General features: G+C 64.1%; 17 protein-coding genes. 3 read left to right on the forward strand and 14 right to left on the reverse strand.

Translation table 11 applies throughout. The features are described 5' to 3' along the window. Positions 1-86: 86 nt before the first annotated feature. Positions 87-464, reverse strand: a complete 378-nt coding sequence (locus DM806_RS11740) for a hypothetical protein (protein WP_179043381.1) — start codon at positions 462-464, stop codon at positions 87-89. A gap of 530 nt (positions 465-994) precedes the next feature. Here DM806_RS11740 and DM806_RS11745 point away from each other — a divergent pair. From DM806_RS11745 to DM806_RS11755, 3 genes are read left to right on the forward strand one after another with little or no spacing between them, the layout of a single operon-like run. Beyond that, positions 995-3385 carry a glycosyltransferase gene (locus DM806_RS11745; RefSeq protein WP_179043382.1) on the forward strand — a complete coding sequence of 797 codons (2391 nt, stop codon included), beginning with the start codon at positions 995-997 and terminating at the stop codon, positions 3383-3385. A gap of 4 nt (positions 3386-3389) precedes the next feature. After that, positions 3390-3923 (forward strand): hypothetical protein, encoded by a 534-nt coding sequence (locus DM806_RS11750; RefSeq protein ID WP_179043383.1) that lies wholly within the window; start codon positions 3390-3392, stop codon positions 3921-3923. 48 nt (positions 3924-3971) lie between these two features. After that, complete coding sequence (locus tag DM806_RS11755) at positions 3972-4142, forward strand: DUF4214 domain-containing protein (protein WP_179043384.1); 171 nt, start codon at positions 3972-3974, stop codon at positions 4140-4142. Positions 4143-4270: 128 nt separating this feature from the next. Here DM806_RS11755 and ligD read toward each other — a convergent pair whose 3' ends face one another. From ligD to DM806_RS11820, 13 genes are all read right to left on the reverse strand, one after another. Next, positions 4271-6775 carry a DNA ligase D gene (ligD, locus tag DM806_RS11760; protein WP_179043385.1) on the reverse strand — a complete coding sequence of 835 codons (2505 nt, stop codon included), beginning with the start codon at positions 6773-6775 and terminating at the stop codon, positions 4271-4273. After that, a complete protein-coding gene (ku, locus tag DM806_RS11765; RefSeq protein ID WP_179043386.1) occupies positions 6775-7653 on the reverse strand; it encodes a non-homologous end joining protein Ku in 879 nt (292 codons plus the stop codon). The genes ligD and ku overlap by 1 nt, the downstream gene beginning before the upstream one ends. A 77-nt stretch (positions 7654-7730) precedes the next feature. Beyond that, entirely contained in the window at positions 7731-11063 is a 3333-nt protein-coding gene (locus DM806_RS11770; RefSeq protein ID WP_179043387.1) for a glycosyl hydrolase, read from the reverse strand. A 19-nt stretch (positions 11064-11082) separates the two neighbouring features. Continuing rightward, positions 11083-11523 (reverse strand): hypothetical protein, encoded by a 441-nt coding sequence (locus DM806_RS11775; protein ID WP_179043388.1) that lies wholly within the window; start codon positions 11521-11523, stop codon positions 11083-11085. After that, positions 11520-12428, reverse strand: a complete 909-nt coding sequence (locus DM806_RS11780) for an alpha/beta hydrolase (RefSeq protein ID WP_179043389.1) — start codon at positions 12426-12428, stop codon at positions 11520-11522. The genes DM806_RS11775 and DM806_RS11780 overlap by 4 nt, the downstream gene beginning before the upstream one ends. 13 nt (positions 12429-12441) lie before the next feature. Beyond that, entirely contained in the window at positions 12442-13758 is a 1317-nt protein-coding gene (locus tag DM806_RS11785) for a family 1 glycosylhydrolase (RefSeq protein ID WP_179043390.1), read from the reverse strand. 25 nt (positions 13759-13783) lie between these two features. Further along, positions 13784-14632: an alpha/beta hydrolase gene (locus DM806_RS11790; protein ID WP_179043391.1), complete on the reverse strand. Its 849-nt coding sequence runs from the start codon at positions 14630-14632 to the stop codon at positions 13784-13786. Between the two features lie 70 nt (positions 14633-14702). Beyond that, a complete protein-coding gene (locus DM806_RS11795) occupies positions 14703-16988 on the reverse strand; it encodes a TonB-dependent receptor (RefSeq protein WP_179043392.1) in 2286 nt (761 codons plus the stop codon). Between the two features lie 38 nt (positions 16989-17026). After that, positions 17027-17857: a fumarylacetoacetate hydrolase family protein gene (locus DM806_RS11800; RefSeq protein ID WP_179043393.1), complete on the reverse strand. Its 831-nt coding sequence runs from the start codon at positions 17855-17857 to the stop codon at positions 17027-17029. Continuing rightward, positions 17857-18765, reverse strand: a complete 909-nt coding sequence (locus DM806_RS11805; protein ID WP_179043394.1) for a VOC family protein — start codon at positions 18763-18765, stop codon at positions 17857-17859. Before DM806_RS11805 ends, DM806_RS11800 begins: the two co-directional genes overlap by 1 nt. Beyond that, a complete protein-coding gene (locus DM806_RS11810) occupies positions 18762-19193 on the reverse strand; it encodes a GlcG/HbpS family heme-binding protein (RefSeq protein ID WP_179043395.1) in 432 nt (143 codons plus the stop codon). Before DM806_RS11810 ends, DM806_RS11805 begins: the two co-directional genes overlap by 4 nt. After that, positions 19190-20689: a bifunctional 3-(3-hydroxy-phenyl)propionate/3-hydroxycinnamic acid hydroxylase gene (locus DM806_RS11815; RefSeq protein ID WP_179043396.1), complete on the reverse strand. Its 1500-nt coding sequence runs from the start codon at positions 20687-20689 to the stop codon at positions 19190-19192. The genes DM806_RS11810 and DM806_RS11815 overlap by 4 nt, the downstream gene beginning before the upstream one ends. Before the next feature lie 16 nt (positions 20690-20705). Further along, positions 20706-21941: an amidohydrolase family protein gene (locus DM806_RS11820; protein WP_179043397.1), complete on the reverse strand. Its 1236-nt coding sequence runs from the start codon at positions 21939-21941 to the stop codon at positions 20706-20708. Between the last annotated feature and the right edge of the window lie 5 nt (positions 21942-21946).

A 21946-nucleotide genomic window follows, 5' to 3' on the forward strand; every position in this document is an offset into this window, starting at 1 on the left:
CCTGCTCGATGAAAATGAATCGTTCATGGCTCTATTCGTTTGTTGATTACCGCATTCTGCGAGCCGTCGGCTGTTCCAGCCGCGTTTCAGAATGCCCTGCCCGCGCTGAGCGCCAGCGCAGTTCCCGCCGCAGCATCGCAACCAGCGCCGTCACCTTGGGCGACAGATGGCGCCTTTGCGGATAGACCGCCATTATCGGTTCGTCCTGCGGTCGCGGGATGACGTCGCGCCCGTCCACCGAGAAATGCCAGGCCGATGCCGACCCCAGCAGGCAGCCATGGTCCGCCAGCCCCCCCCTTCTGCGGCCGCCCGTTTAGGTCGGGATAAGCGGGCGCGGCGCAACTATAGAGCGCGCGGATCAACTGCGAATCCACCATCTCGCACGTGCAGATCGCCCGGTCGAAGCCGTCACCCACCATGTCGACCAGTCGACCGACGGCGACCCGCCGCCGTCGACAGGGCAAGGATTGGCCTGCGGGTCAGCGCCTTCTTCGCATTCGCGATGGCAAGATCGCACGGATCAGCAACCATCATACACTGAACGACTGGCTGACGCAGATTGGCAGATGAGATATCTGCGCTACCCAACCCTTCGCCTAGCGAACGGCATAATTGACAGGCGATCTGCCGACAGGGAACTGTTGCCACGGAATAATGGCCAGACCCGGTTCGAAAAACCGAGGGGGAAACAGCAAAAACCAGCCCGACGATAGGGATAGGACGCCCTTAACCATAAAAACCAAGTTCGGACCTCGATCGATTTTAACGTTCCTGAGGTCGATATGATTTATCCAATTCCCAACATCGGAGCATCAGCGAATCCCTGATCTCTCATTTGATCCTGCACTGGATCGCATCATATGATCTCGGCTAGGGGCATCGGTTCACCGCTAGATCTCTTAAATCCTCGTCTTCAATGTTGCGTTGCATCAGAGATTTCGTTACTCGATAGGGGCTAGGGGCGTGTGTATTGGGGACTGTTAAAGGGATGGAGATGCTGCGCGACATGAAGCCGGGCAAGGGCCGGACAGCGATCTTCACCATTAGCTCCAACAACTACATGCCCTATACAAGGACGCTGATCGGATCATCTGCCGCGGCTCATCCCGGTGTTGATCATTTCCTTTGTCTTGCCGATACCAAAGTCAGCGCAGACGGCTTCTACCCCGATAGCTGTGAAATTCTGGAAGCCGCCGAACTGGGAATCCCGGATTTCTTGGGATTCGCGTTCCGATACGATATCATGGAGATGAATACGGCGGCCAAGCCGTATATGTTCCTTCATCTGTTCGAACGGGGTTACGACCGGGTCATCTATTTTGACCCCGATATTAAGATCTATCGCGAAATTACTCCCGTGTTCGAGGCGATGGACGCGGGAGCAAGGGCCGTGTTCACGCCGCATCTGACCGAGCCGGCCGAGACCATTGTTCCCCCCGACGACATTTCGATCATGCGCGCAGGCATCTACAATCTCGGTTTTGCTGCATTTCGTCGCAGCGAGGGTGTAGAGGAGGTGTTGCGCTGGTGGGCGCGTCGCCTCCGCTATCAGTGCATCAACGCCCAGGATGATGGCATTTTTGTCGATCAGAAGTTCATGGACCTGGTTCCCGGCTTCCTGCCTGACGTCGCCATTTTGCGAAACACCACGCTCAATGCCGCCTACTGGAATCTTTTCCAGCGGCCACTGGCAGGCAATGATGGGGAAGGCTGGTCGATCGATGGCAGTCCCCTGATATTTTTCCATTTCAGCGGCTATGACCCGCGCAATTCCACGAGACTGTCCAAGCACACGGACATGTTTTCGGCAGATAATAGCGAAGCCCTTCTGTCTCTCATGAGAGACTATAGTAAAGACCTGAGCGACAATGGTCTTTATTCCACGCCGCGTGCCAATTATGCCTATGACTGCTTCGAAGGCGGCGCAAAGATACCGACTTTTGCAAGACATTATTTCCGAAACACGCATCCGACCTGGGCGGGCGATCCCTTCAAGAATTTCCAGGACCATCTCGATCAGCCTGCCTTGGGTACGGCCGAGGGGCCGGACGGGTTATTCTGCACCAATTTGATGCACAGTTTCTGGACTGGTTCCGACTATCTGCGCTCGACCTATGACATCCATACAGCGTCCGGCGTGGCCGGGCTGGCCGAATGGTTTGTGCGCCACAGTCACCGTTCGGGGATAGACCCCCGTCTGACGCACGGGATCGTCAAGCGCGTCAGCAACGGGCGTCGGTGGAAGAACGGCAAGCATTTGTCCGCCACGCAGCCGTCCAATGCCGATATATCGGTGATCGGCTATCTGACGACGAACACGGGCGTGGGCGAAGTGGGGCGGCTTACGCTCAAGTCCCTCGCCGGATCGGGGCGTCGGACGGAGGGGCTCGACATCGACCTCAACGTCGCCTCTTCGCGCACGAACATGGAAGTGCAGCCCGCACTCGCAGACCAAGCGAGCGGGCGTTTGCACATCTACAACATCAACGCCGATCAATTGCCATCGGTGCAGCAGGCCTATGACGGAAAGATCGGCAAAGGCGCCTATCGCGTCGCCATGCCCTTCTGGGAACTGGCCGATTTCCCTGACCCCTGGATCAGCGCGTTTGACGATGTGGACGAGATTTGGGCGCCCACCAAATTCATCCAGTCGGCACTCGTCATGAAGACGGGCAAGCCGGTGATCCACATGCCCGTCGCGCTCGACTTCACCGTCGATCATGTCTTCGACCGCAAGGCGTTGGGCCTGCCCGAGAACCGCTTCCTTTTCCTCTTCTCCTTCGATTTCCTGTCCTTCAGGAGCCGGAAGAACCCCGAAGCCGTGATTGCCGCCTTCACCACTGCCTTCAAGGGAACGGCGTATAGCGATCATGTTTCGCTGGTCATCAAATGCGTCAATGCCCATCATGTGCCAGGGGAACTGAAACGCGTCCGGGATGCCCTGGACAGCAGTCTCGATGTGCATATTCTGGACAACGAACTGACCCGGTCGGAAATGCTGGGCCTGGTCAAGACGGCCGATTGCGTCGTTTCCCTGCATCGCAGCGAGGGGCTGGGCTTGCTCGTCGCCGAAGCCATGGCATTGGGCACGCCGGTCATTGCCACGGATTATTCCGCAACGACCGAACTTGTCACGGCGCGCACCGGCTATCCTGTCGAATATAAGCTCAAGGACTTGCATGCCGACGACTATCCTTTCGCCGCGGGACAGGTGTGGGCGGATCCCGATATTTCCCATGCAGCCTGGCGGATGCGCCAGGCGGTCGATGAAGCCGGCAGCAACGGCGCCATGCTGGAGCGCGCGCGGGCGCAAATAATTGCAAATCACGGTTCCGAGGCCGTAATCGGCGCCCAGGAGCGGCGCTTGCAAGAGCTGGGATTGTAAGCACATGCATGATGGTATCGAGCGCCGGATCGAGGGGGACGGAAAGATGGTGGGGAACGACGAACCCAAGGAAGTAATCGTGCTGAGCGAGGTTGCGGCCTCCTCCCTGCCAAAGATCAGGCAGATGGAAATTGAGGCGCGCGGTCGCGAAACGTTCGAACTGCTCAAACTGGGCGATTTGATTGCCAACCTGCAGAAGGATCAGCGCAAGATGCGACTGGACGCCGAGGACATGCGGTTTGAACGCGACCGTTATAAGGCCTCCGCCGCATCCTTTCAGGAAAAATTGGTCGAAGCCCTCAATGAAAATGCCCGCTTGAGAGATTTGCGCGAGATATTAAAATCGCTGGCGGCGCAGATGGAAAGTGCGAAGGAGCAGCGCGAGAGCGAGGACCATCTACGGATCGAGAATGCGCGGCTGGTGCATGAACTGGAGCAGAGCAGGGTGCAGGCGGAGCAGATGCGTCAGGCGTTCGTCGACATCGCACAGGGCCTGGTGGCCGAGGTCAGACTGGCAAGGCAACACGCTGCCGGATAAACGCACAGGCGCGCACTATTTGAAGCTTTTGGATATGAGGGCAATATTATGGCTATGAGCCGGGAAGATGTGATCTGGGCGTACAAGATCTTTCTTGGTCGGGAACCGGAAAGTGAAGAGACGATTGCCTTTCAGCTGGCCAGCGGCCAGTCTCGATTGGAATTGATCATGCAGATCATGGAAAGTGACGAATTTGCTTACAAGCATGTCGTCCAGTAACCGGTTCCTCTCCATATCCGGCACGTAAAACCCGTTCGGATTGCCGGACGTTCGAAGGCGAGCCAAGCCTGCCAGGCTGCGGCTCCGCGACGATGGCCGCGATTGCGCAGGGGTAAATCCCCCTTCGATCAGATGTCAGGCAGGGGCTGGGCGGCAAAGCCCCAGCCCCTAAGACTGCTTGCCCGGTCCATCAGGGTTTCGACATCATCTATCGCATAGGGGTGCGCGGTCCTGATGGCGTCGAGTTCGCCCCAGTCGATCGGCACCGCGACCGGCGCACCGGATCGGGCGCGCGCGGAATAGGGCAGGATCGCGGTGCTGCCGCGCTGGTTGCGGAGCCAGTCGATGAAAATGCGGTCCTTGCGCTTCGCCTTGCTCATCGTCGCGACGAAGCGCTCGGGTTCGGCCGCGCTTAGGGCCTGAGCGAAGCGGGAGGCGAAATCCTTGTGCGCGGTCCAGTCATGGCCGGGGGTGAGCGGCACCACGACATGCACACCCTTCCCGCCTGACAGCATGGCGAAAGAGACGAGGCCAAGGTCGCTCAATGCGTTGCGTATGTCGATGGCGGCGCGCTTGACCCGCTTGAAGTCCATCCCTTCGTCAGGATCGAGGTCGAAGATCATGCGGTCGGGTTGTTCCACCGCGTCGGCGCGGCTGGCCCAGCCGTGGAATTCGATCGTCCCCATCTGCACGCAGGCGAGCAGGCCGTCGCCATCCTCGATATAGAGATAGTCCTCCGCACCGCCGTCCTTCTCGCGGATCGGTACCTGATGCACCGCCTTGCCAAAGGCGCCGCTGTCATGCTTCTGGAAGAAGCATTTTTTCGCCCTGCCCTGCGGACAGCGGACGAGGCTGATCGGCCGATTGGCGGCAAAGGGCAGCATCAGCGGCGCGATGCGGGCATAATAGGCAGCCAATTGCCCCTTGGTCTGGCCGCTTTCGGGGAAGATCACGCGGTCGCCGCTGCTGATCTTCACGGTGCTTTTCGACGCAGGTATGGGAGCGGATTTCTCGGGCGTCACGTCCTCCGCCTTCTTGTCGCTACGCAGGCCGAGGAAGCTGCTATGGCGGACGCGGCCTTCGGCGGTGAATTCGGCAAAGGCGATTTCGGCCACCAGTTGCGGCCTGATCCAGCAAACGCCGCGCGCTTCGGCGGCGGGCACCTCGACCGGGGGCGCGTCAGTCGCGATCTTTTTCATAGCCTCGGTCAGATCGGTCATCATGTCGGCATTGAATCCGGTACCGACCTTGCCCTTGTAGACGAGCTTCCGCCCCTCCTTCTGCGCCAGCAGCAGCGAACGGAAGGGGCGGCCCCTGGCGTCGCTCTTGATCCAGCCGACAAGGACGAACTCCTGCCGCCGGGTGCATTTGACCTTGACCCAGTTCCGAGTGCGGGCCGACCGATAGGGGGCGTCGGCGCGCTTGGAGATGATGCCTTCCTGCCCCGCATCGCACAGGGAGCGATAAAGCTGCTCGCCAGCGCCGATGACATGGTCGGCGACATGGATCGGCGGCTCGGCGTCGCGCAGCAGCGCCTCCAGCCGTTCCTTGCGCTCGATGGTCGAGAGCGGCTTCAGATCCATTCCCTCCAGCGAGAGCAGATCGAAGGCGAAGAGGCTCAGCGGCGCGTCCTCGCTTTCGGCGCCACGGCCGCGTTTCAGCACCGTCTGAAGCGCCGAAAAGCTGGGGTTGCCGTCAGGGCCGAAGGCGACGATCTCGCCGTCGATCAACGCCGGCGGCAGGTCGAGCGCCACCAGGCTGCGGACGAGAGCGGGAAATTTTTCGGTCCAGTCGAGGCCGTTGCGGGTGAAGATGCGGACCTTGTCCCCGCAGGCCGAAATGAGGGCGCGATAGCCGTCATATTTGATCTCGTGCAGCCAGTCATTGCCGGTCGGCACGCTATCCACCAAAGTTGCGAGCTGGGGCTTCACGAAGGCGGGAGGACGGGGAGATGATTTGCGCGCCTTTCGCCCGACGGTGGCGTTGTGCGCGCGGGCGGCCTCCATCTTCCGGGCGAACTGCTTGCCCTTCGCGCCGGCGAGCGATTGGGCGGCGTCCTTGTCGGCGGCGATCTGCGCCATGGACCGGCCCGTCAGCACGCTGCTGAGCGCGCGGTCGACCAGCGCGCCGTCGGGATCGGCCTCCCTGTCCTCCACCTTGCGGAGCAGCCAGTTCTCGCGCTTTTCGCCAGGGCGGCCCTTCATGCGGACAAGCAGCCATTCGCCTTTCATCCGCTCGCCATGAAGGATGAAATGGAGATGGCCATCCTCCAGATCCTTCGCGCTCTTGCCCTCGATCGGCTCCCAGCTGCCGCGATCCCAAAGCATGACTGTACCGCCGCCATATTCGCCCTTGGGGATGACGCCCTCAAAATTGCCATAGCTGAACGGATGATCCTCGGTGCGGACGGCCAGTCTTTTGTCGGCCGGGTCGAGGCTTGGCCCCTTGGTGACGGCCCAGCTTTTGAGCACGCCGTCCACCTCCAGCCGGAAGTCCCAGTGCAGGCGGGTCGCGGCATGTTTCTGCACCACGAAGCTGTGGCCGCCCTTTTTCGCCACCACGCCTTTCGGCTCGCGCGTGCGGGCAAAGTCGCGCTTGGCATTATAGGGCGCAAGCGGTCTTTTCGTGGCCATCAGGCGCTCTTCTTGCGCGCGGTGACCGCGCGCCTGGCGGGCGCTTTCTTCCGGGTGGCGGTTGCCTTCTTCGGGGAAGCGGCGCCTTTGCCATCGCCCACGGACTTCTTAAGCGCAGCCATTAGGTCGATGACGTTGCCGCCGCGCGAGGGCGTCGGTTCCTCGACATCCTCCAGCACGCGCTTGCCCTTGGCCTTCTTCTTCTTTTCGATCAGGCGGTGGAGCGCATCGACATAGCGGTCGTGAAACTCCTCCGGCTTGAAGGGCGCGCTCTTCTTTTCGATGATGGTGGTGGCGAGGTCGAGCAGGTCCGCATCGGCATCGGTGTCGGGCAGGCCGCGAAAATAGGTCTGCGCCTTGGTCACTTCATCGGCATAGCGCAGCACTTCGAGCACCAGCCCGCGGCCGCAGGGCTTGAGCGACACCAGCTGCTCCCGCCCGCGCACCGACAACTGGCCAAGACCGACTTTCTTTGTCTGGCGCAGCGCGTCGCGCAGCACGGCATAGGCTTCCTCCGCCAGATCGTCGGCCGGCAGGACGAAATAGGGCTTTTCATAATAGAGTACATCGATGGCGTCGGCCTCGACGAACTGGACCAGTTCCAGCGTCTTGCGGCTCTCGATCTTGACCGCCTCGATCTCCTCCTGTTCCAGCAGGACATAATGGCCCTTGGAGATTTCATAGCCCTTGAGGATCTCGTCCGGATCGACCGGGCCGACGCCCGTCACGACCTTTTCATATTTGATCGGCTTGCCGCTCGGTTCGTGAATCTGACGAAAGGACACCGCCGCGCCGGACCGGGTCGCGGGGTAGATTTCCACCGGGATCGACACCAGCGCCAGACGGATCTGACCCTGCCAATAAGCGCGTGCTGCCATGACGAACCTCCGGCCGTTTCAGCGCGCCGAAAGGCCGGAAGTTCCCCGATGGCAATGATCGCGCCGCGATCAGGGCGTCATTGCGCTTCCGCCTCCAGCGTGACCGGACCGATCAGGCCGGACGAGCGCAGTGGCGCGTCGGGCTTGTAGGTCGGGGCGGCGGTGAAGGTGATTTTCTGCGCGCCGGGTTGCTGATCGCCGATCAGGCGATTGACCCAGAGATTGGCCACCTTCACTTCCAGTGCATTGTTGCCGCGCTTCACCAGCTTGCCGATGTCGAGGCGGTAGGGCGCGAACCATGTCGTGCCGGCGGACTGGCCGTTGACGCGGACTTCCGCCACGTCACCGATCTTGCCGAGATCGATCCAGAGCGGCGCACCGGGCTTTACGCCTTTAGGCAGGGTGAAGCGGCTGTTGTAGGTCGCTTCGCCGGAGAAATAGCGTATGCCGGCATCGGCGTTGCTCTCCAATGGCGTCAGCGTCGGCATCGCGATCTGCGTCGGCGCGCCGCGTCCGGGCTGGAAGCGGACGGTCCAGGGATTGGCGAGCGTGGCGACCGGGCGGGTCGCCTGCGCGGCGACGGTGGCGGCGGGCGAGGTCGCAGGCGTGCGGAACAGGATGAAGAAGGCATCCTCCGCCCCGACGTCGAGGGGGATCACCGTTTCCTCGCCTTCGGTACGATAGGAGACGGGAGCCGCCGAGCCGTCGATCGCACGCCAGAGTTCGGGCTGCTTGCCGGTGACGCGAAAGCGCGCTTCGATGTGTCCCGCCTTGTCGGTGCGGTTGTTGACGAAATAGAGGTCGCCATCGGCCAGCTTGCGGTGGATGAAGCGATAATCCGCGTCCGCCGCACCGTCGGTAATGTGGAAGTCCGGGCCGACGCCGGCATTGGTGAGGGCTGCTTGCGCGTCCTGGCTGGCGATGACCCGGCCCTTGCCGACCGAACCCCTGCTCCAGAGACGGTCGGCCAGCGCCTTGAAAGCGGCTGCGTCAGCCTGAAGGCCGGGGGCACGCTGCGGCGCTGTGCCGATGACGGTCGCGCCCGCCTCCACCAGCGCGGCGATGCGTTGCAGGCTCGCCAGCGTCATCACCCGGCTCGACCCGCCGAGATAGAGGGCGCGGTAGCGGGCCTTGCCGGCGACCAGTTCGCCCTGATCGACGCTCATGCGGTTGGCGAGGATGTCGGCATTGACGAAATCATAGGCGTAGCGGGTCGGCAGGTCGGCCGGCACGCCATGTTCGAACAGCGAGGTGATCGGCGCGTCCTCGCCGTAGAAATAGGCCAGGTCGGCATGATCGCGGCCCTGCTGGAGCAGATAGCCGGTGCGGGACATATAATCGACCCAGGGCTTCGCCATGTTCGCCCAGCTTTCATGCCGGTTGAAATATTGGCCGAAGATCATGAGGCTGAGGCCCGGCAGCTTGTCATCCACCGGCTGATGGACCGAGGTGTGAACGATCGGGCGGTTGACGCCAGATACGAACTCCAGGTCGATGACGCGCTTCAGGTCCGACGGCGCAAAGGCCCAGGGCGCGAAGGCCGAGGTCATGCTCTCGGCCGAGACGATATTCTGGCCGTAGATATGGGCGACCGAGGCAGCGCCCTTCATGTCGCCGATCAGGGTCGGGCGCGGCGCGGCGCCGCGGTTGAAGGTCCACATCGCCGCCATCGGTACATCGGCATGGGCGCGCATGGCGAGATCGTCGCCCAGCACTGGACGGCCATTTTCCAGCGCTTCGCCATAGACGGTCATGCCATTTTCATGCGCGACCTTCGCCACCGTGCCATAATGGGCGTCGGCGAGCAGGTCGGCCAGCGTCTGGCGATAGTCATGGAGGAAGGCGTCGCTGCGGGCGGCCGATCCCACCACCGCGCCGGTCAGCGTGGGCAGGAAAGGCACGGGATCATAGCCGCGCCGCGCCTTGAACTCGTCCACCATGCGCGGGGTCCAGTTGGATGCGCCGACCTCGATACTGTCGGTCAGCAGGGCGCGGATGCCCTTCTGGCCGATCCAGTCCGCGCCCACCGTGTCGCGATACATGCCGAGATAGGTTTCGAGGTAGCGACGGACGGCAGCGGCGTCATATTTGTCGACTTCAAGGCCCGTGGCTTCGGGCGTGGCGGGATGATTGGTCTTGCCGGTGAGCGACCAGCCCATGCGGACAATGCGCCAGTCGCTGCCCTTTGGCGCGGTCCAGTCCAGGGTGCCGTCGGGGCGCAGTCGGTCGGTGAGGTCGACGACCTTGGCCGGGTCGATTGCCGGAGCGGACGGCGCGACGCCATCGCTCAGCCGGTTATAGTCGGGAACGATCGCATAGCCGGCCTTGGCTTCATATTGATCGATCTTCGCTTCTGTCGAGAGGCGCAGGTCGCCGATGCCCAGCGTCGGGCTGTCCGGTCGGGCAAAGACGTCCATCATGATCGCGCCGGGCGCGCCGTCGCCCAGACCGGGCGACTTGGGCGCATCATTGGGAGACAGGACAAGACGGAAACGCCGGGCTGTGACGGGCGCGAAGCCGATCGTCGCGGACACTTCGGTCAGGGCGAAGCGGCCGACCGGCTGCCAGCCCTGCGCCGTCTCCGCCTCCAGCGTCGGACGATAGGCCGGATCGCCGAAGGGCGGGCGGGCATGGGGTACAAACAGGCTGGCGGAGCGGATGGTGACGGGCTTGCCATAGTCGAGGATCAGCGCACCGGGGTTTGCGGCGTCGCCCTTGGCGACCTGCGCCACGGTTTCGAGGTCATGGTCGAGCAGCGGTGCGGCGGTGAGCGCACTGCCGTCGGCCTGCGTCACCTTTGGCTGCGGCAAAGACGTGGCGCTGCCCGGATAGGCAAGGACGCGGGCGTCGGCGTAGAATCCGGGCAGAGCGGCGGTATCGGCACCGCCTGCGAGCGGATCGCTGAACTTCGCGCTCTGGAACGGACCGGTGACAGACGGCGGCGCGGGCAGCGCGCCCTTCAATCGCTGACCGCCGCGCAGGTCGGTTTCGCTCCAGACCAGCTTCTTCATCGCATCCTGCGGCTTGACCCAGGGACCGCCCGTCTCGCTCCAGCCCGGCGAGGCGGCGATGGCGAATTCCAGCCCCTTGGCGTCGGCGGTCTGGACCGCGTGGCGGAAGGCATCCTTCCAGCCATCGGTCATATAGATCAGCCGCTCCTTGACGATCTGCGGCGTCATCAGGCTGGCGTCGAAATTCTGGACGCCGCCGATGCCCATGCGGGCCATCCAGTCGAGATCCTTGTCGATCCCTTCCTTGGTGACATTGCCGTTCATCCAGTGCCACCAGACGCGCGGGCGCGCCGACTGGGGCGGATTCTGGAAGCCGTCGGCCAGTTCATCCGCCAGCGCGGGCGCAGCGAGGAGCGTGCAGGCCAGCAAAGCGGACAGGCGAAGGGCGCGGGATGTCATCAACGGGCAATCCTCTTTTTCAAATATTTCGGGCGGACGACAGCAACCGCCGCAAGGCTAATATAGCGACCAGCGCGCCGAGCGCGCCGCCATAGGCGACCTTGATCGTCAGCGCGGTGCCCCAGGCGATAGTCGGAAAGGCGACGCTGCCGATCGAAAAGGCGAGCGCACCCCCCAAGGCGCCGCCGGCCAGCGCGAACAGCGCCGCGCGGATCAGGACAGACCCGAGCCCCGGCGCTTGGCCCAGCCGCCGCCGCGCGATCAGCGCCGGGGCCAGCGCGCTCATCAAGGCGACGGCGATGCTCTGGGGTATGAAGTCCAGCGCCAGATTGTCGGGCGCGGCCCAGCTCAAGGGACGCGGGGACACTCCGAAGACGCCGAGGAAGAAGGCAAGACTGAGCGCGCCATTGATGACGATGCTGATCGCCGCTTCCCGCCGGATCGAGACGGGCTTCGTCATTGCCCGGCCTTTGCGTTCAACAGGCCGCGCATCTCCATCCAGGACAGAAATTGCGGCAGCAGCCCCATGGTCGTGGTGGCGGGCTTACCCATGCCAAAGCCATGGTCGCCGCGCTCATAGGCATGGAGTTCGACCGGCACATGAGCGCGCCGCCAGCTTTCGACCAGCGCGTAGGAAGGATTGGGAAACAGGCTGTCGTCATTGGCGATCGCCGCGAACATCGGCGGCGCGTCGGCGGGCACGTCCCGCGCGAGCATCGGGCCGTAGACATAGCCGATGAAGGACGGGCGGTCGGCCCCCTGCCCTTCCAGCGCCGCGTTGAGCGTCGTCATCGCGCCGGCGGAAAAGCCGATCATGCCGACGCGCTGCGGATCGATGCCCCATTTGCCGGCACCGGCCCGCACCAGCTTGAGCGCTGCCAGTGCGTCGAGCGTGGCGCGCGGTTCCTTGATCGACGGCGGCGCAGCAGGATCGCGGAGCGATTCCGCCATGCGCTTGCCCATATAGGCGGAGGCTTCGGCGGTATCGGCCGGGGTCGGGTTCAGCCGATATTTGAGGACGAAGGCAGCGACGCCATGGTCGGCCAGCCAGCGAGCCACGTTCCAGCCCTCATGATCCATCGCGAGCAGCATGAAGGCGCCGCCCGGCGCGACCACCACCGCCGCGCCGGTGGCCTTGGCGGGATCGGGCAGTACGGGGGTGATGGTCGGCACGGTGACATTGCGGACGGCCAGATCCTTGCCGAAGCGCACCCAGTTTTCGGTCGACCCTTTGGGCGCCTTCATATCCGGATAGAGCGGAATGGCATCGGGTTCGGCCGGCGTCTGGGCGGGAACCGGCACGGGCATCTGCGCGGTTGCCGGGGCGGCGAGGAGCAACAATATGGCGATGGAAAGGCGCTTCATGGCAGCTGCTCCCTTAGAGCGCGTTGCGGCGTGCGATGGCGCCATAGACGGCGGCGCTCGGCTTGGGCGTGCGGACGAAGGTGACGGGATCGACGCTGTGCAGCCCGAATTTGGGCTTGTAGCCGAAAATCCATTCGAAATTGTCGAGCAGCGACCAGTGGCAATAGCCCAGTACCGGCACGCCATCGTCCATAGCCGATTTGAGACCGGCGAGCGCTTCGGGAATGAATTTCGCGCGGATCGCATCATCCTCCGTGCCGACGCCGTGTTCGGACACCAGGATTGGCACGCCGGTCGCTTCATGGGCGTAGCGCACCGCGCCGGCGAGCGACGCCGCCCAGACTTCGGTGCCCGACCAGTTGACCGTCGATCCCTTGGGCGCGGGCAGGCGACCCTTGTCGCCCCAGAGGGCCCGCTCATAATTCTGCACGCCGATGAAATCGTCGCCCTTTGCAATGTCGAGCCACTGGCCATAGAGTTCGCCGCGCATCCGGTCGCGGATGGACGCCTTGCCCACGGCCTGGTCGTCCATCATCGCCAGCGAAATGCCGACCGGCAGGTCGGGTCGGACCGCCTTGATCGCGGCCTTGCCCGCCTTGTGCGCGGCGGCGAGGCCGGTTTGCAGCGCGGGCAGATCGTCGAAGCCGGCCACGTTGGCGCTGACGAATTTGGGCACGCCCAGCCGCTTTGCCGCCGTTTCCAGCGTCAGTTTCTGGATGTCCCAGACCTGCGGGGGCAGCATCGGCTTCAGCAGCAGCAGGATATTGGGTTCGTTGAAAGTGATGACGCGGTCGATCCCCTGCCCCAGCGCGCGGGTCGCCTTGTCGCAATAGCGGGCGAAGAGCGCGGCGCTTTCCGGGTTGGTCCAGCCGCCCTGCGCGCTAAACCAGCGCGGCGCGGTGAAGTGGCTGTAGGTGACGATGGGGGTCAGGCCACGCGACCGGCAGCCGTCGATCACCGCCTTGTAATGATCGAGCATCGCCTGGGAGAAGAGGCCCTTTTCCGGCTCGATCCGTGCCCATTCGATGCCGAAGCGATAGCAGTTGAGGCCCATGCCCTTGGCGAGATCCAGGTCGGTTTCCCAAAGCGCGAAGCTGTTGCAGGCGTCGCCCGACGGCTGGGTGAACACCGTGGGCTGCTGGTTTTCCAGAAACCAGAGGTCGCTGGCGATATTATTGCCCTCGATCTGGTGCGGCGCGGTGGCCACGCCCCACAGGAAGCCCTTCGGAAAGGTGGGATTTGTGGCCTTGCGCGCGGCAGCAGCGAAGATGGGGGTGGGTGCGGCCATCAGCGCAGCGCCGGTAGCCAGAAGGGTTCTGCGGTCCAGCATATGTCCGTCTCTCCGATTATGATTGTCAGGCGGTGGTTTCGCGCACGAAGGCGCAGATTTCATCGGCGAGCCGCCGGTCGGCGGTGCCAAGGTGCATGGCCATGCTGTAATGATTATGGCCCGAATGGATGAAGGCACGCGGCATGATGCCGTGACGGGCGAGCCGATCCTGCATCAGGCCCAGAAATTCAGCCTGAAAGCGGGGCGGATCGAACTCCGCGCAGGCGAGCAGCACGGGCAGGTCGGTGGCGGCGACCACTTCCAGCGGCATCCGGTCGGAATAGAGCGCCGGATCGCCATAATAGAGCGTGTCGCGATCATCGAGGGGGGTGTAGCCATAGAGGCCCGACAGCAGGATGGCGGCGCGAATGTCGCTCGCTCCCGCCAGTTTCAGATAGCCGGCGACATGGACGGCGCCCGCCGACGTGCCCATCAGCACGATCCGATCCGGATCGCCGCCATGCTCTGCGGCGTGGGATTTCAACCAGGCGACGACCGAGGCGACATCCTCCGATCCCGCGGGCCAGACATTGTCCGGCGCGAGCCGGTAGTTGATGACGACGCCCAGAAAGCCCGCCTGCGCCGCTATGCGGCCGACATTGGCGTTCGCCCAGTCGCTCCCACCGCCCTTGTCGCCCTTAAGGAAACCGCCGCCATGGACGAAGACAAGGATCGGCGCGAGGCCTTCACCCTGCGGCCGGTAAAGGTCGAGACGGTGGCGCGCATGCGGGCCATAGGCGATATTCGCCGCCGTCACCGGAACTTGGGACAGCAATGCGGATTGATCGGCATCGAACAGCGCGCGGCACTGGCCGAGCACGTCCGGGCCGAGATCGGTGCCCAATGCGGCAATGGCGTCCCTGATCGGCTTCATGCGTCCCCTCTGCCGTGGAAAATTAGGGAAAAAGACGGGGCGTCACCAGCGGCGCCCCGCCCTTTATGGATCAGAATTTCGCGTCGAGGCTGATGCCGATCTGGCGGAAGGACTGCGGACCATAGATGGCGCCGATATTCTGTTCGCCCTGATCGGTCGTGTAGGGGAAGTCGCTCTGCATGAGCGAGGGTTCGTGGACGTTGAACAGGTTGCGACCGAAGATCGCGACGCTGTAGCGATCATCGTCCGTCCGCAGGCCGATGCGGCCGCCGACCAGCCAGTGCGACCGGAAGGTCGTCTCGCTGTTCGAGTTGGCTTCATAGCGGATCTTCGACTTCCACACCGTGTCGGCGGCCAGGAAGCCGTTCAGGCGCCCCGTGACCGGTACTTCATATTCGCCCGAGAGGGTGAATTTGTACTTGGGCGCATAGGCGAGCTGGCTGCCGCCGATATTGGTGCCATCGGTGCCGAGGAAACCGCCCGGATAGGTCGCCTTGGCGTAGATGAAGCCGGTGTTGAGCGACAGGCCGTCAAAGACCTTGCCGAAGAAGTTGATTTCCGCACCGCGCGACTTCACGCCGTCGATATTGGTCTGGACGCAGGAAATGACCGCCGTGCTGTCCACCGTGCACTGCTGCGCCTGGAAATTCTTGATCTTGCTGTAGAAGAGATTGAGGTCCGCGACCCAGCCGCCGAACAAGGTGCTCTTGAGGCCGAGTTCATAGGCGGTCGGAATTTCGGGCTGCACGACGAAGGGCTTGGCCGGGGCCGAGGGAATGGCGATCTGGCCGCCCTTGAACCCGCGCGAGGCGGTCGCATAGACCATCGTGTTGCGGGCGAGATCATATTGCGCGCCGAGGCGCCAGGAGAATTTCTGAACGTCGAGCACGGTCCGGCTGAACGGATCGGCCGGAGTGAAATAGTCGTAGCGATCCATCGACAGCCGGTCGGTGGTGTAGCGGCCGCCCGCGATCAGGCGCAGTGCGGGGGTCAGGTGGAAAGTGCCCTGGCCGAAGACAGCCAGCGATTCATCCTGAATGTCGAGATCGGCGCCGGGATTGCGCACGATCGGGATGACGAGGCCGGGGAAGGGCACGACCGAGACGGCCAGCGTTTCGGGATCGCGGCTCTGCTTCTGGTTCGAATAGAAGACACCGGCGGTATATTCGAGGAACTGGTCGGCAGGCGAGCTGACGCGCAGTTCCTGGGTGAAGAGGCTGAGGCGGCGATTGGTCGCGCCGTTGCCGACCTGCAATTCCAGCGGATCGCCGCGGAACACGTTGGTCGCCGCGCCATAGCCGGTCTCGTTCGACTTGCGATAGGCGGTGATGGAAGTGATGGTGAAGGGATCGGCTTCATAGTCGACCTGCAGCGAGCCGCCATAATTCTCCGTATGACCGACAAAGCTGTCGTCGCTGCAATAGTCGCGATTGCCTTCGCCCGGCGTCACGCCGCAGCTGGCGAGGCGAGCGGTGATGCCAGTCGAATCCGCCAGCAGACCGCCCAGCGCGGTGCCCGGACCGCTGGTCTTGACGAAGGTGAAGAAATCGCCGCCATTTTCGATCCGGCTCTTGGTATAGTCGCCGATGACATTGACGGTCAGGCGATCGGTCGGCTCCCACAACAGGCGGCCGCGCATGCCGTAGCGATCGGTGCCATTATAGTCACCAGTGCTGGCGTTGCGGTTCGGCCCCTGGCGGAAATTGGCGACGCCCGACAGGCGGATCGCCGCGTTGGACGCGAGCGGGATATTGACCATGCCCTGCACGACCTGATTGCCGAACTTCGATCCGAGCGTACCGGCATCCGACAATTCGGTGCGGACGCGGGCTGCGAAGCCGTTGGGGTCGGGCGCATTGGTGGTGATGTTGATGACGCCGGCCGAGGTGGTGAGGCCGAACAGCGTGCCCTGCGGCCCCTTCAACACTTCGATGCGGCTGACGTCGAACAGGTCGGAGATATTGGCGTTGCCCTGGCTGACCTGATCGACGACGACGCCGACCGATGCGACCGCGCCGGCCGAGAATGTCTGGGTGCCGATACCGCGGATCGAGCCGCCGCCGCCGGTATTCTGGCCCGGCGCCTGCTGGATTTCGAGGCTGGGCGCGATCCGGTTCAGGTCGTTCATGGTGTTGACCTGCTGCCGCTCCAGCTGGGCGGCATTGGCGACGGTGATGGAGATGGGAACCTCCGTCACCTTTTCCGCCTTGCGCTGGGCCGTGACGATGATGTCGGACGACGGTGCGTCCTCGGCCGCCTGCTGCGGCGTTGCGCTATCCTGCGCAAAGGCTGGCGCGCCAAAGGCAATGGCGCTCGCACCCGCGAGCATCGCTATGGTCTGGTTGAACTTACGCATGGTTGTTCCTCCCCTTCTTATGATTGGGTCGATTGGGCTTATTGTTCGTCGATGATGCGGTTGGTGAGCGTGCCGATGGCGCCGATGGTGACTTCGACCTTGTCGCCGGCCTTCATGTAGAGCGGCGGGGTGCGCTTGTCGCCGACGCCGCCCGGCGTGCCGGTGGCGATGACGTCGCCGGGGCTGAGCGGAGTGAAGGCGCTGACATATTCGATCACGGTCGGGATATCCCAGATCATGTCGCTGACCGACTGGTCCTGAAGCAGTTCGCCGTTGAGGCGGGTCTGGACGCGCAGGGCATCAAGGTCTTCGATCTCGTCCGGCGTCACCAGCGCGGGGCCGAAGCCGCCGGTGCCGGGGAAGGTCTTGCCGGGCGTGAACTGGATATTGTGGCGCTGCCAGTCGCGCGCCGATCCGTCGTTGAAGGCGGCATAGCCGGCGACATGATCCCAGGCGTCGGCGGCCGCGACCTTGTGCGCGGGCTTGCCGATAATGACCGCCAGTTCGCCTTCATAGTCGAAACGCTCGGTGACGACGGGCTTCACCATCGGCTGCCCGTCGGCGACCAGGCTGTCGGCATAGCGCACGAAGATCGCCGGATGCGCCTTTTGCTCGCGGCCGGTTTCCTTGACATGTTCGGCGTAATTCAAGCCGACGCAGAGGATTTTGGCGGGATCGGGAATGACGGGCAGCAGCACGACATCGGCGGCGGCAAAGGTGGCGCCGTCTGCCAACGTCGACAAGCTGCCGTCGGTCAGCGCAGCCTTGAGGCTGGGCGTGGCGTCGGTCGCCAGCTCAATAATCGTCTCGCCATCGATACGGCCGAAGCTGGGATTGCCGTCGGGGCGGCGGAAGCTGACGTAGCGCATTAGTGATTTTCCTCTGTCAGGACGTCCAGCGGCTGACTTTTCCAGTCGCGGCGGTGGCGGAATTTCTCCTCGGCGGCGCGCAGGCCGGCGAAATCCTTGTCGGACATGCCCCACTGGTCGATCCGGCCTTCGGGCCAGGTCCAGTCTTCGGGCGCGCCGGCCTGATAATCGTCGGGCACCTTTTCCACGGCGGTCGAAAATTCGATGACGGGGCCAAAGGGGGCGATGAAATAGGCGAAGATATTGGCGCCCGGACCATGGCGGCCCGGCCCCCAGGCGGGGACCATGCCATGGTCGCGCAGCCGGCCGATGCCGCGCATCACTGCGTCCATGTCCGCCATCTCGAACGCGACATGATTGAGCGAGGCAAAGCCGGCGCGGGCGAAGGCGGTGCTGTGGTGCGAGTCATTGCAGCGCACGAAGACCATGCCCTTGGTCCGGTCCGATACGCGGAAGCCCAGTGCATCCTCGACCAGATGGCCGGTCGCTTCGGCATCGGCGCTGTTGAAGACGACATGGGTGAGCTTGACCGGCAGGTCCGCGCCCTCGATCGGCGCAACTTCTTCAGCGTCGACCAGAAAGCGCAGCAGTTCGCCCTCTGCCAGTTCGACGACGATGCCATGGCCACCGCCCGGATCGGCAGAGACGGTCGGCGTCGCGGGCAGGCCGCCGGCGGTGACGCTGCGTTTCAGCTGCTCCAGCCGTTCGGCGGTGCAAACGAAAGTCGTGGAACGGACGTAGGCGTCGGCGGATTCCTCCAGCGCGACCAGATAAGGATAGCTGCCCGATCCGCGCAGATAGCGGATATTCCCCTCCATCGATGCAGGGGCCATGCCCCAGATGTCGGTCAGGAAGGCGGCGGCCTCTGCCGCCTGGGGCAGCCCCAGTTCGATGCTGCGCAGTTTCATTTGCTGTCTCCATGGGAAAGACCGGCGGCAAGGATGCCCGCAACGGCGCAGGCTTCGTCACAGTCGCCGGTGTCGCCGCTGATCCCGACGGCGCCGATCACCGCACCTTCCATGTCACGGATCAGGACGCCGCCGGGGGACAGAGCGAGCCGGCCACCGGTGGCGGCGACGACGCTCTGAAAGAAGGCGGGGTTGTTGGCTGCGCGGGCGGCAAGGATGCGCGTGTCGGCACCCATGCCGAGCGCACCCGTCGCCTTGGCCCTGGCGATGTCGAAGCGGAACAGGCTGGCGCCATCCTCCCGCACGCAAGCGACGGGGTGGGCACCAGCGTCGAGCACAGCGATGGCAAGCGGCTGGGCGGCATCGGCGCGGCCCTTTTCCAGCGCCGTGTCGATGATGGCGCGCGCCTGGGCGAGGCTGAGGCTCATGCGGCGATCTCCTGATGGGCGGCTCCGGCGATCAGGGCGTCGCGGCGGGCGATGAGGTCGCCGCCCTTGCCGGTGCCGAAGACATAATGGTCGGGGCGGACGAGCACGGCGTCGGCATCGCGATCGGCCAGCCAGCCCGCGATCGCGCCATTGTCATCGAGTTGCGCGAGGTCGATGACGGTCACGTCGCCGCCCTCAACCGGGTTGCGGGTGAAGAGGCGCCAGCCGCTGCCGGTGACGTCGTCAAGCAATTGGTCGCCGACGCGCGGCTGGATGAAGCGTTCGCCTGCCCCCGCCGTGCCGCTGGCAACGATGCCGGTGGCGATGGCGGGGATCAGGTCGGCGGCGGTGCCATGCTGGGCGCCTTTGGCCGCCTCGCGCATCTTCGCATCGCGTTCGGCGGCGGCTTCAGGATCGAGCATGCAGATATAGCGGCCCGCGCCGACGGCAGCGGAAATCACGGCGCGGACATGGGGATCGCGTTCCGGCTGATAGCTGTCGAGCAGGCTGTCAGGCGCGCGGCCCTTCAGCACCAGATCCAGTTTCCAGACGAGGTTGGCGGCGTCGCGCAGGCCATGGCACATGCCTTGGCCGAAAAAGGGCGGCGTCTGGTGCGCGGCATCGCCGGCCAGAAAGACGCCGCCCTGCCGCCACCGCTCGGCAATCAGTCCATGGAAGCGATAGGTCGCCGCGCGCACCACCTTGTGCGGAACCCCGGAAAGGTAGGGTTCGACAAGGGCGGCAACCGCATCCGGCTCCATCATCGCCCGGTCGTCCTCGCCCGGCAGGAGCATGAATTCCCAGCGGCGATGATTGCCGCGCCCCGGCACGATGGTGGCCGGACGCTTGGGATCGCACATCATGACCGACAGTTTCTGCAGGTCGGCGACGTCGGGTACGCCCCAAAGGTCGGGGAAGCGAACCGGGCCATCGACTTCGGCATCGACCACCAGCCAGGGTTCCTCGAAATCGAGATCGTTCAGCCGGATGTCGAGCGCCTTGCGCACCGCGCTGCGCGCGCCGTCGCAGGCGATGACATAGCGAGCCTGTTCGGTGCGGCCGCCCGACAGGCGCAGGGTGACGGCGTCGCCGTCCTGCTCCAGCCCCTCGAACCCGACACCGAGTTGGACAGTCACATTGGGATAGGCGGCGAGCCCGTCGCGAAGATGATCCTCCAGCTCGGGCTGGTAGAAGAAATAGTCGTTCGACCAGCTGAACGGACGCGCACGGCCGACCGTGCCCATATAGCGGATGACGCCATGGTCGGCGCCGACATGCAGATGCCCTTCGGTATCGCGCATGTCCGGGGCGACCCGGTCGATGACGCCGGCCGACTGGAACAGGCGCATCATCTCATGGTCCAGATGGACCGCGCGGGGTAGCGGATAGGGGTGCGCTTCCTGCTCGATCACCAGGACCGAGGCGCCGGATTTGCCAAGGAGATTGGCCGCAAAGGCCCCCACCGGCCCGCAGCCGATGATCGCAACGTCGAACATGAAAGCGTCTTTCCGGTCAGGCAGTCACGGGCTGGGAGACGGGGGATTTGTGCATCCGCCCCCCCAGCATGATCATCTTGATATTGTTGCTATCCTGCAGGATGCGGACATCCTGCGTCGGGTCGCCATCGACCAGCAGCAGGTCGGCGAGATAGCCGGGCTTCACCTGCCCGACCTGCTGCCCCATCAGCTGGCCGCCCAGCATGGTGGCGGCGCTCAGCGCCTCGGCCGGGGTGAAGCCGTAAAGGCAAACGAAATGCTCCAGGTCGCGGGCGTTGCGGCCATGGGGATTGAAGGGAAAGCCATAGTCGCCGCCGGGCAGGATGCGCACGCCCCGCGCCTTGAGCTTAGGCACCAAGGTCTTTTCCAGCTCCAGCCGCTCGGCGGCGCTGGCCTTCATCGACGACATGTCGATGTGCGGCGGCGGACTGGCCTCCAGCGCAGCGACCGAGACGCCGGGACCGGGGGCGTAGAAAATCTCGTCCTTCTTCGCCGCCATCGCATCGATCGCGGCATCGTCGGCGAAGGAGCAATGATAGAGAATGCGCGCGCCGGCTTCGAGCGCCAGGTCGATGGCGCGTGGCGTATAGGCGTGGGTGGCGATCCACAGGCCCGCCGCCTTCGCCGCCTCGCCCGCCGCCTGCATTTCCGCGTCGGTGTAGAGAATATCCTGCGACGATCCGGGCTTGAGCGCATCTTCGCCCGAAATGACCAGCTTCAGCGACTTCACGCCTTCGTCCGCGCAATAAGCGACGAAGGCGCGCATCGCGTCGGGACCACGGCCATTGAAGACGTCGCCGGTTTCGACCCCTTCCTCCCCTTCCGGGCTGCGTTCCAGCGTCGAGGGGACGAGGCGCGGGCCAGGGGTTTCGCCGGCCGCGATGGCGCGGGCCAGTTCGGGTTCGATCTGGTCGCCCAGCGCACCAGCCGAATAGAGGCTGGTATAGCCATGGTCGAGCAGCACGCGAGCGTTGCGCCAGGCGGCGACCTTCAGTTCGTCGGGCGGCAGGATGAACTGGTGGTAGATTTTTTCGACCGAGCTGCCCCATGTGAGATGGGTGTGGGCGTCGACCATGCCGGGCATCAGCGTGGCGCCCTGCCCGTCGATCACGCTGTCGGCCTCGACCGCGGCGATGGCGGCTTCGTCATGCAGGACGGCGGCGATGCGATCGCCCTCGACGATCACCGCGCCGGGTGCGGGAGCGCTGCCCGTCCCGTCGAAGATCGAAATATTGCGGATCAGTTGCCGCACGGCCT

This window comes from Sphingobium lactosutens, from assembly GCF_013393185.1.
In the GTDB taxonomy this organism is placed as follows: Bacteria; Pseudomonadota; Alphaproteobacteria; order Sphingomonadales; family Sphingomonadaceae; genus Sphingobium; species Sphingobium lactosutens_A.

Excerpts from the sequence above, each read along its gene's own strand:
- DM806_RS11745 (WP_179043382.1), top strand. The coding sequence starts at position 995 with ATGCTGCGCGACATGAAGCCGGGCAAGGGCCGGACAGCGATCTTCACC.
- DM806_RS11750 (WP_179043383.1), top strand. The coding sequence starts at position 3,390 with ATGCATGATGGTATCGAGCGCCGGATCGAGGGGGACGGAAAGATGGTG.
- DM806_RS11755 (WP_179043384.1), top strand. The coding sequence starts at position 3,972 with ATGGCTATGAGCCGGGAAGATGTGATCTGGGCGTACAAGATCTTTCTT.
- ligD (WP_179043385.1), bottom strand. The coding sequence starts at position 6,775 with ATGGCCACGAAAAGACCGCTTGCGCCCTATAATGCCAAGCGCGACTTT.
- ku (WP_179043386.1), bottom strand. The coding sequence starts at position 7,653 with ATGGCAGCACGCGCTTATTGGCAGGGTCAGATCCGTCTGGCGCTGGTG.
- DM806_RS11770 (WP_179043387.1), bottom strand. The coding sequence starts at position 11,063 with ATGACATCCCGCGCCCTTCGCCTGTCCGCTTTGCTGGCCTGCACGCTC.
- DM806_RS11775 (WP_179043388.1), bottom strand. The coding sequence starts at position 11,523 with ATGACGAAGCCCGTCTCGATCCGGCGGGAAGCGGCGATCAGCATCGTC.
- DM806_RS11780 (WP_179043389.1), bottom strand. The coding sequence starts at position 12,428 with ATGAAGCGCCTTTCCATCGCCATATTGTTGCTCCTCGCCGCCCCGGCA.
- DM806_RS11785 (WP_179043390.1), bottom strand. The coding sequence starts at position 13,758 with ATGCTGGACCGCAGAACCCTTCTGGCTACCGGCGCTGCGCTGATGGCC.
- DM806_RS11790 (WP_179043391.1), bottom strand. The coding sequence starts at position 14,632 with ATGAAGCCGATCAGGGACGCCATTGCCGCATTGGGCACCGATCTCGGC.
- DM806_RS11795 (WP_179043392.1), bottom strand. The coding sequence starts at position 16,988 with ATGCGTAAGTTCAACCAGACCATAGCGATGCTCGCGGGTGCGAGCGCC.
- DM806_RS11800 (WP_179043393.1), bottom strand. The coding sequence starts at position 17,857 with ATGCGCTACGTCAGCTTCCGCCGCCCCGACGGCAATCCCAGCTTCGGC.
- DM806_RS11805 (WP_179043394.1), bottom strand. The coding sequence starts at position 18,765 with ATGAAACTGCGCAGCATCGAACTGGGGCTGCCCCAGGCGGCAGAGGCC.
- DM806_RS11810 (WP_179043395.1), bottom strand. The coding sequence starts at position 19,193 with ATGAGCCTCAGCCTCGCCCAGGCGCGCGCCATCATCGACACGGCGCTG.
- DM806_RS11815 (WP_179043396.1), bottom strand. The coding sequence starts at position 20,689 with ATGTTCGACGTTGCGATCATCGGCTGCGGGCCGGTGGGGGCCTTTGCG.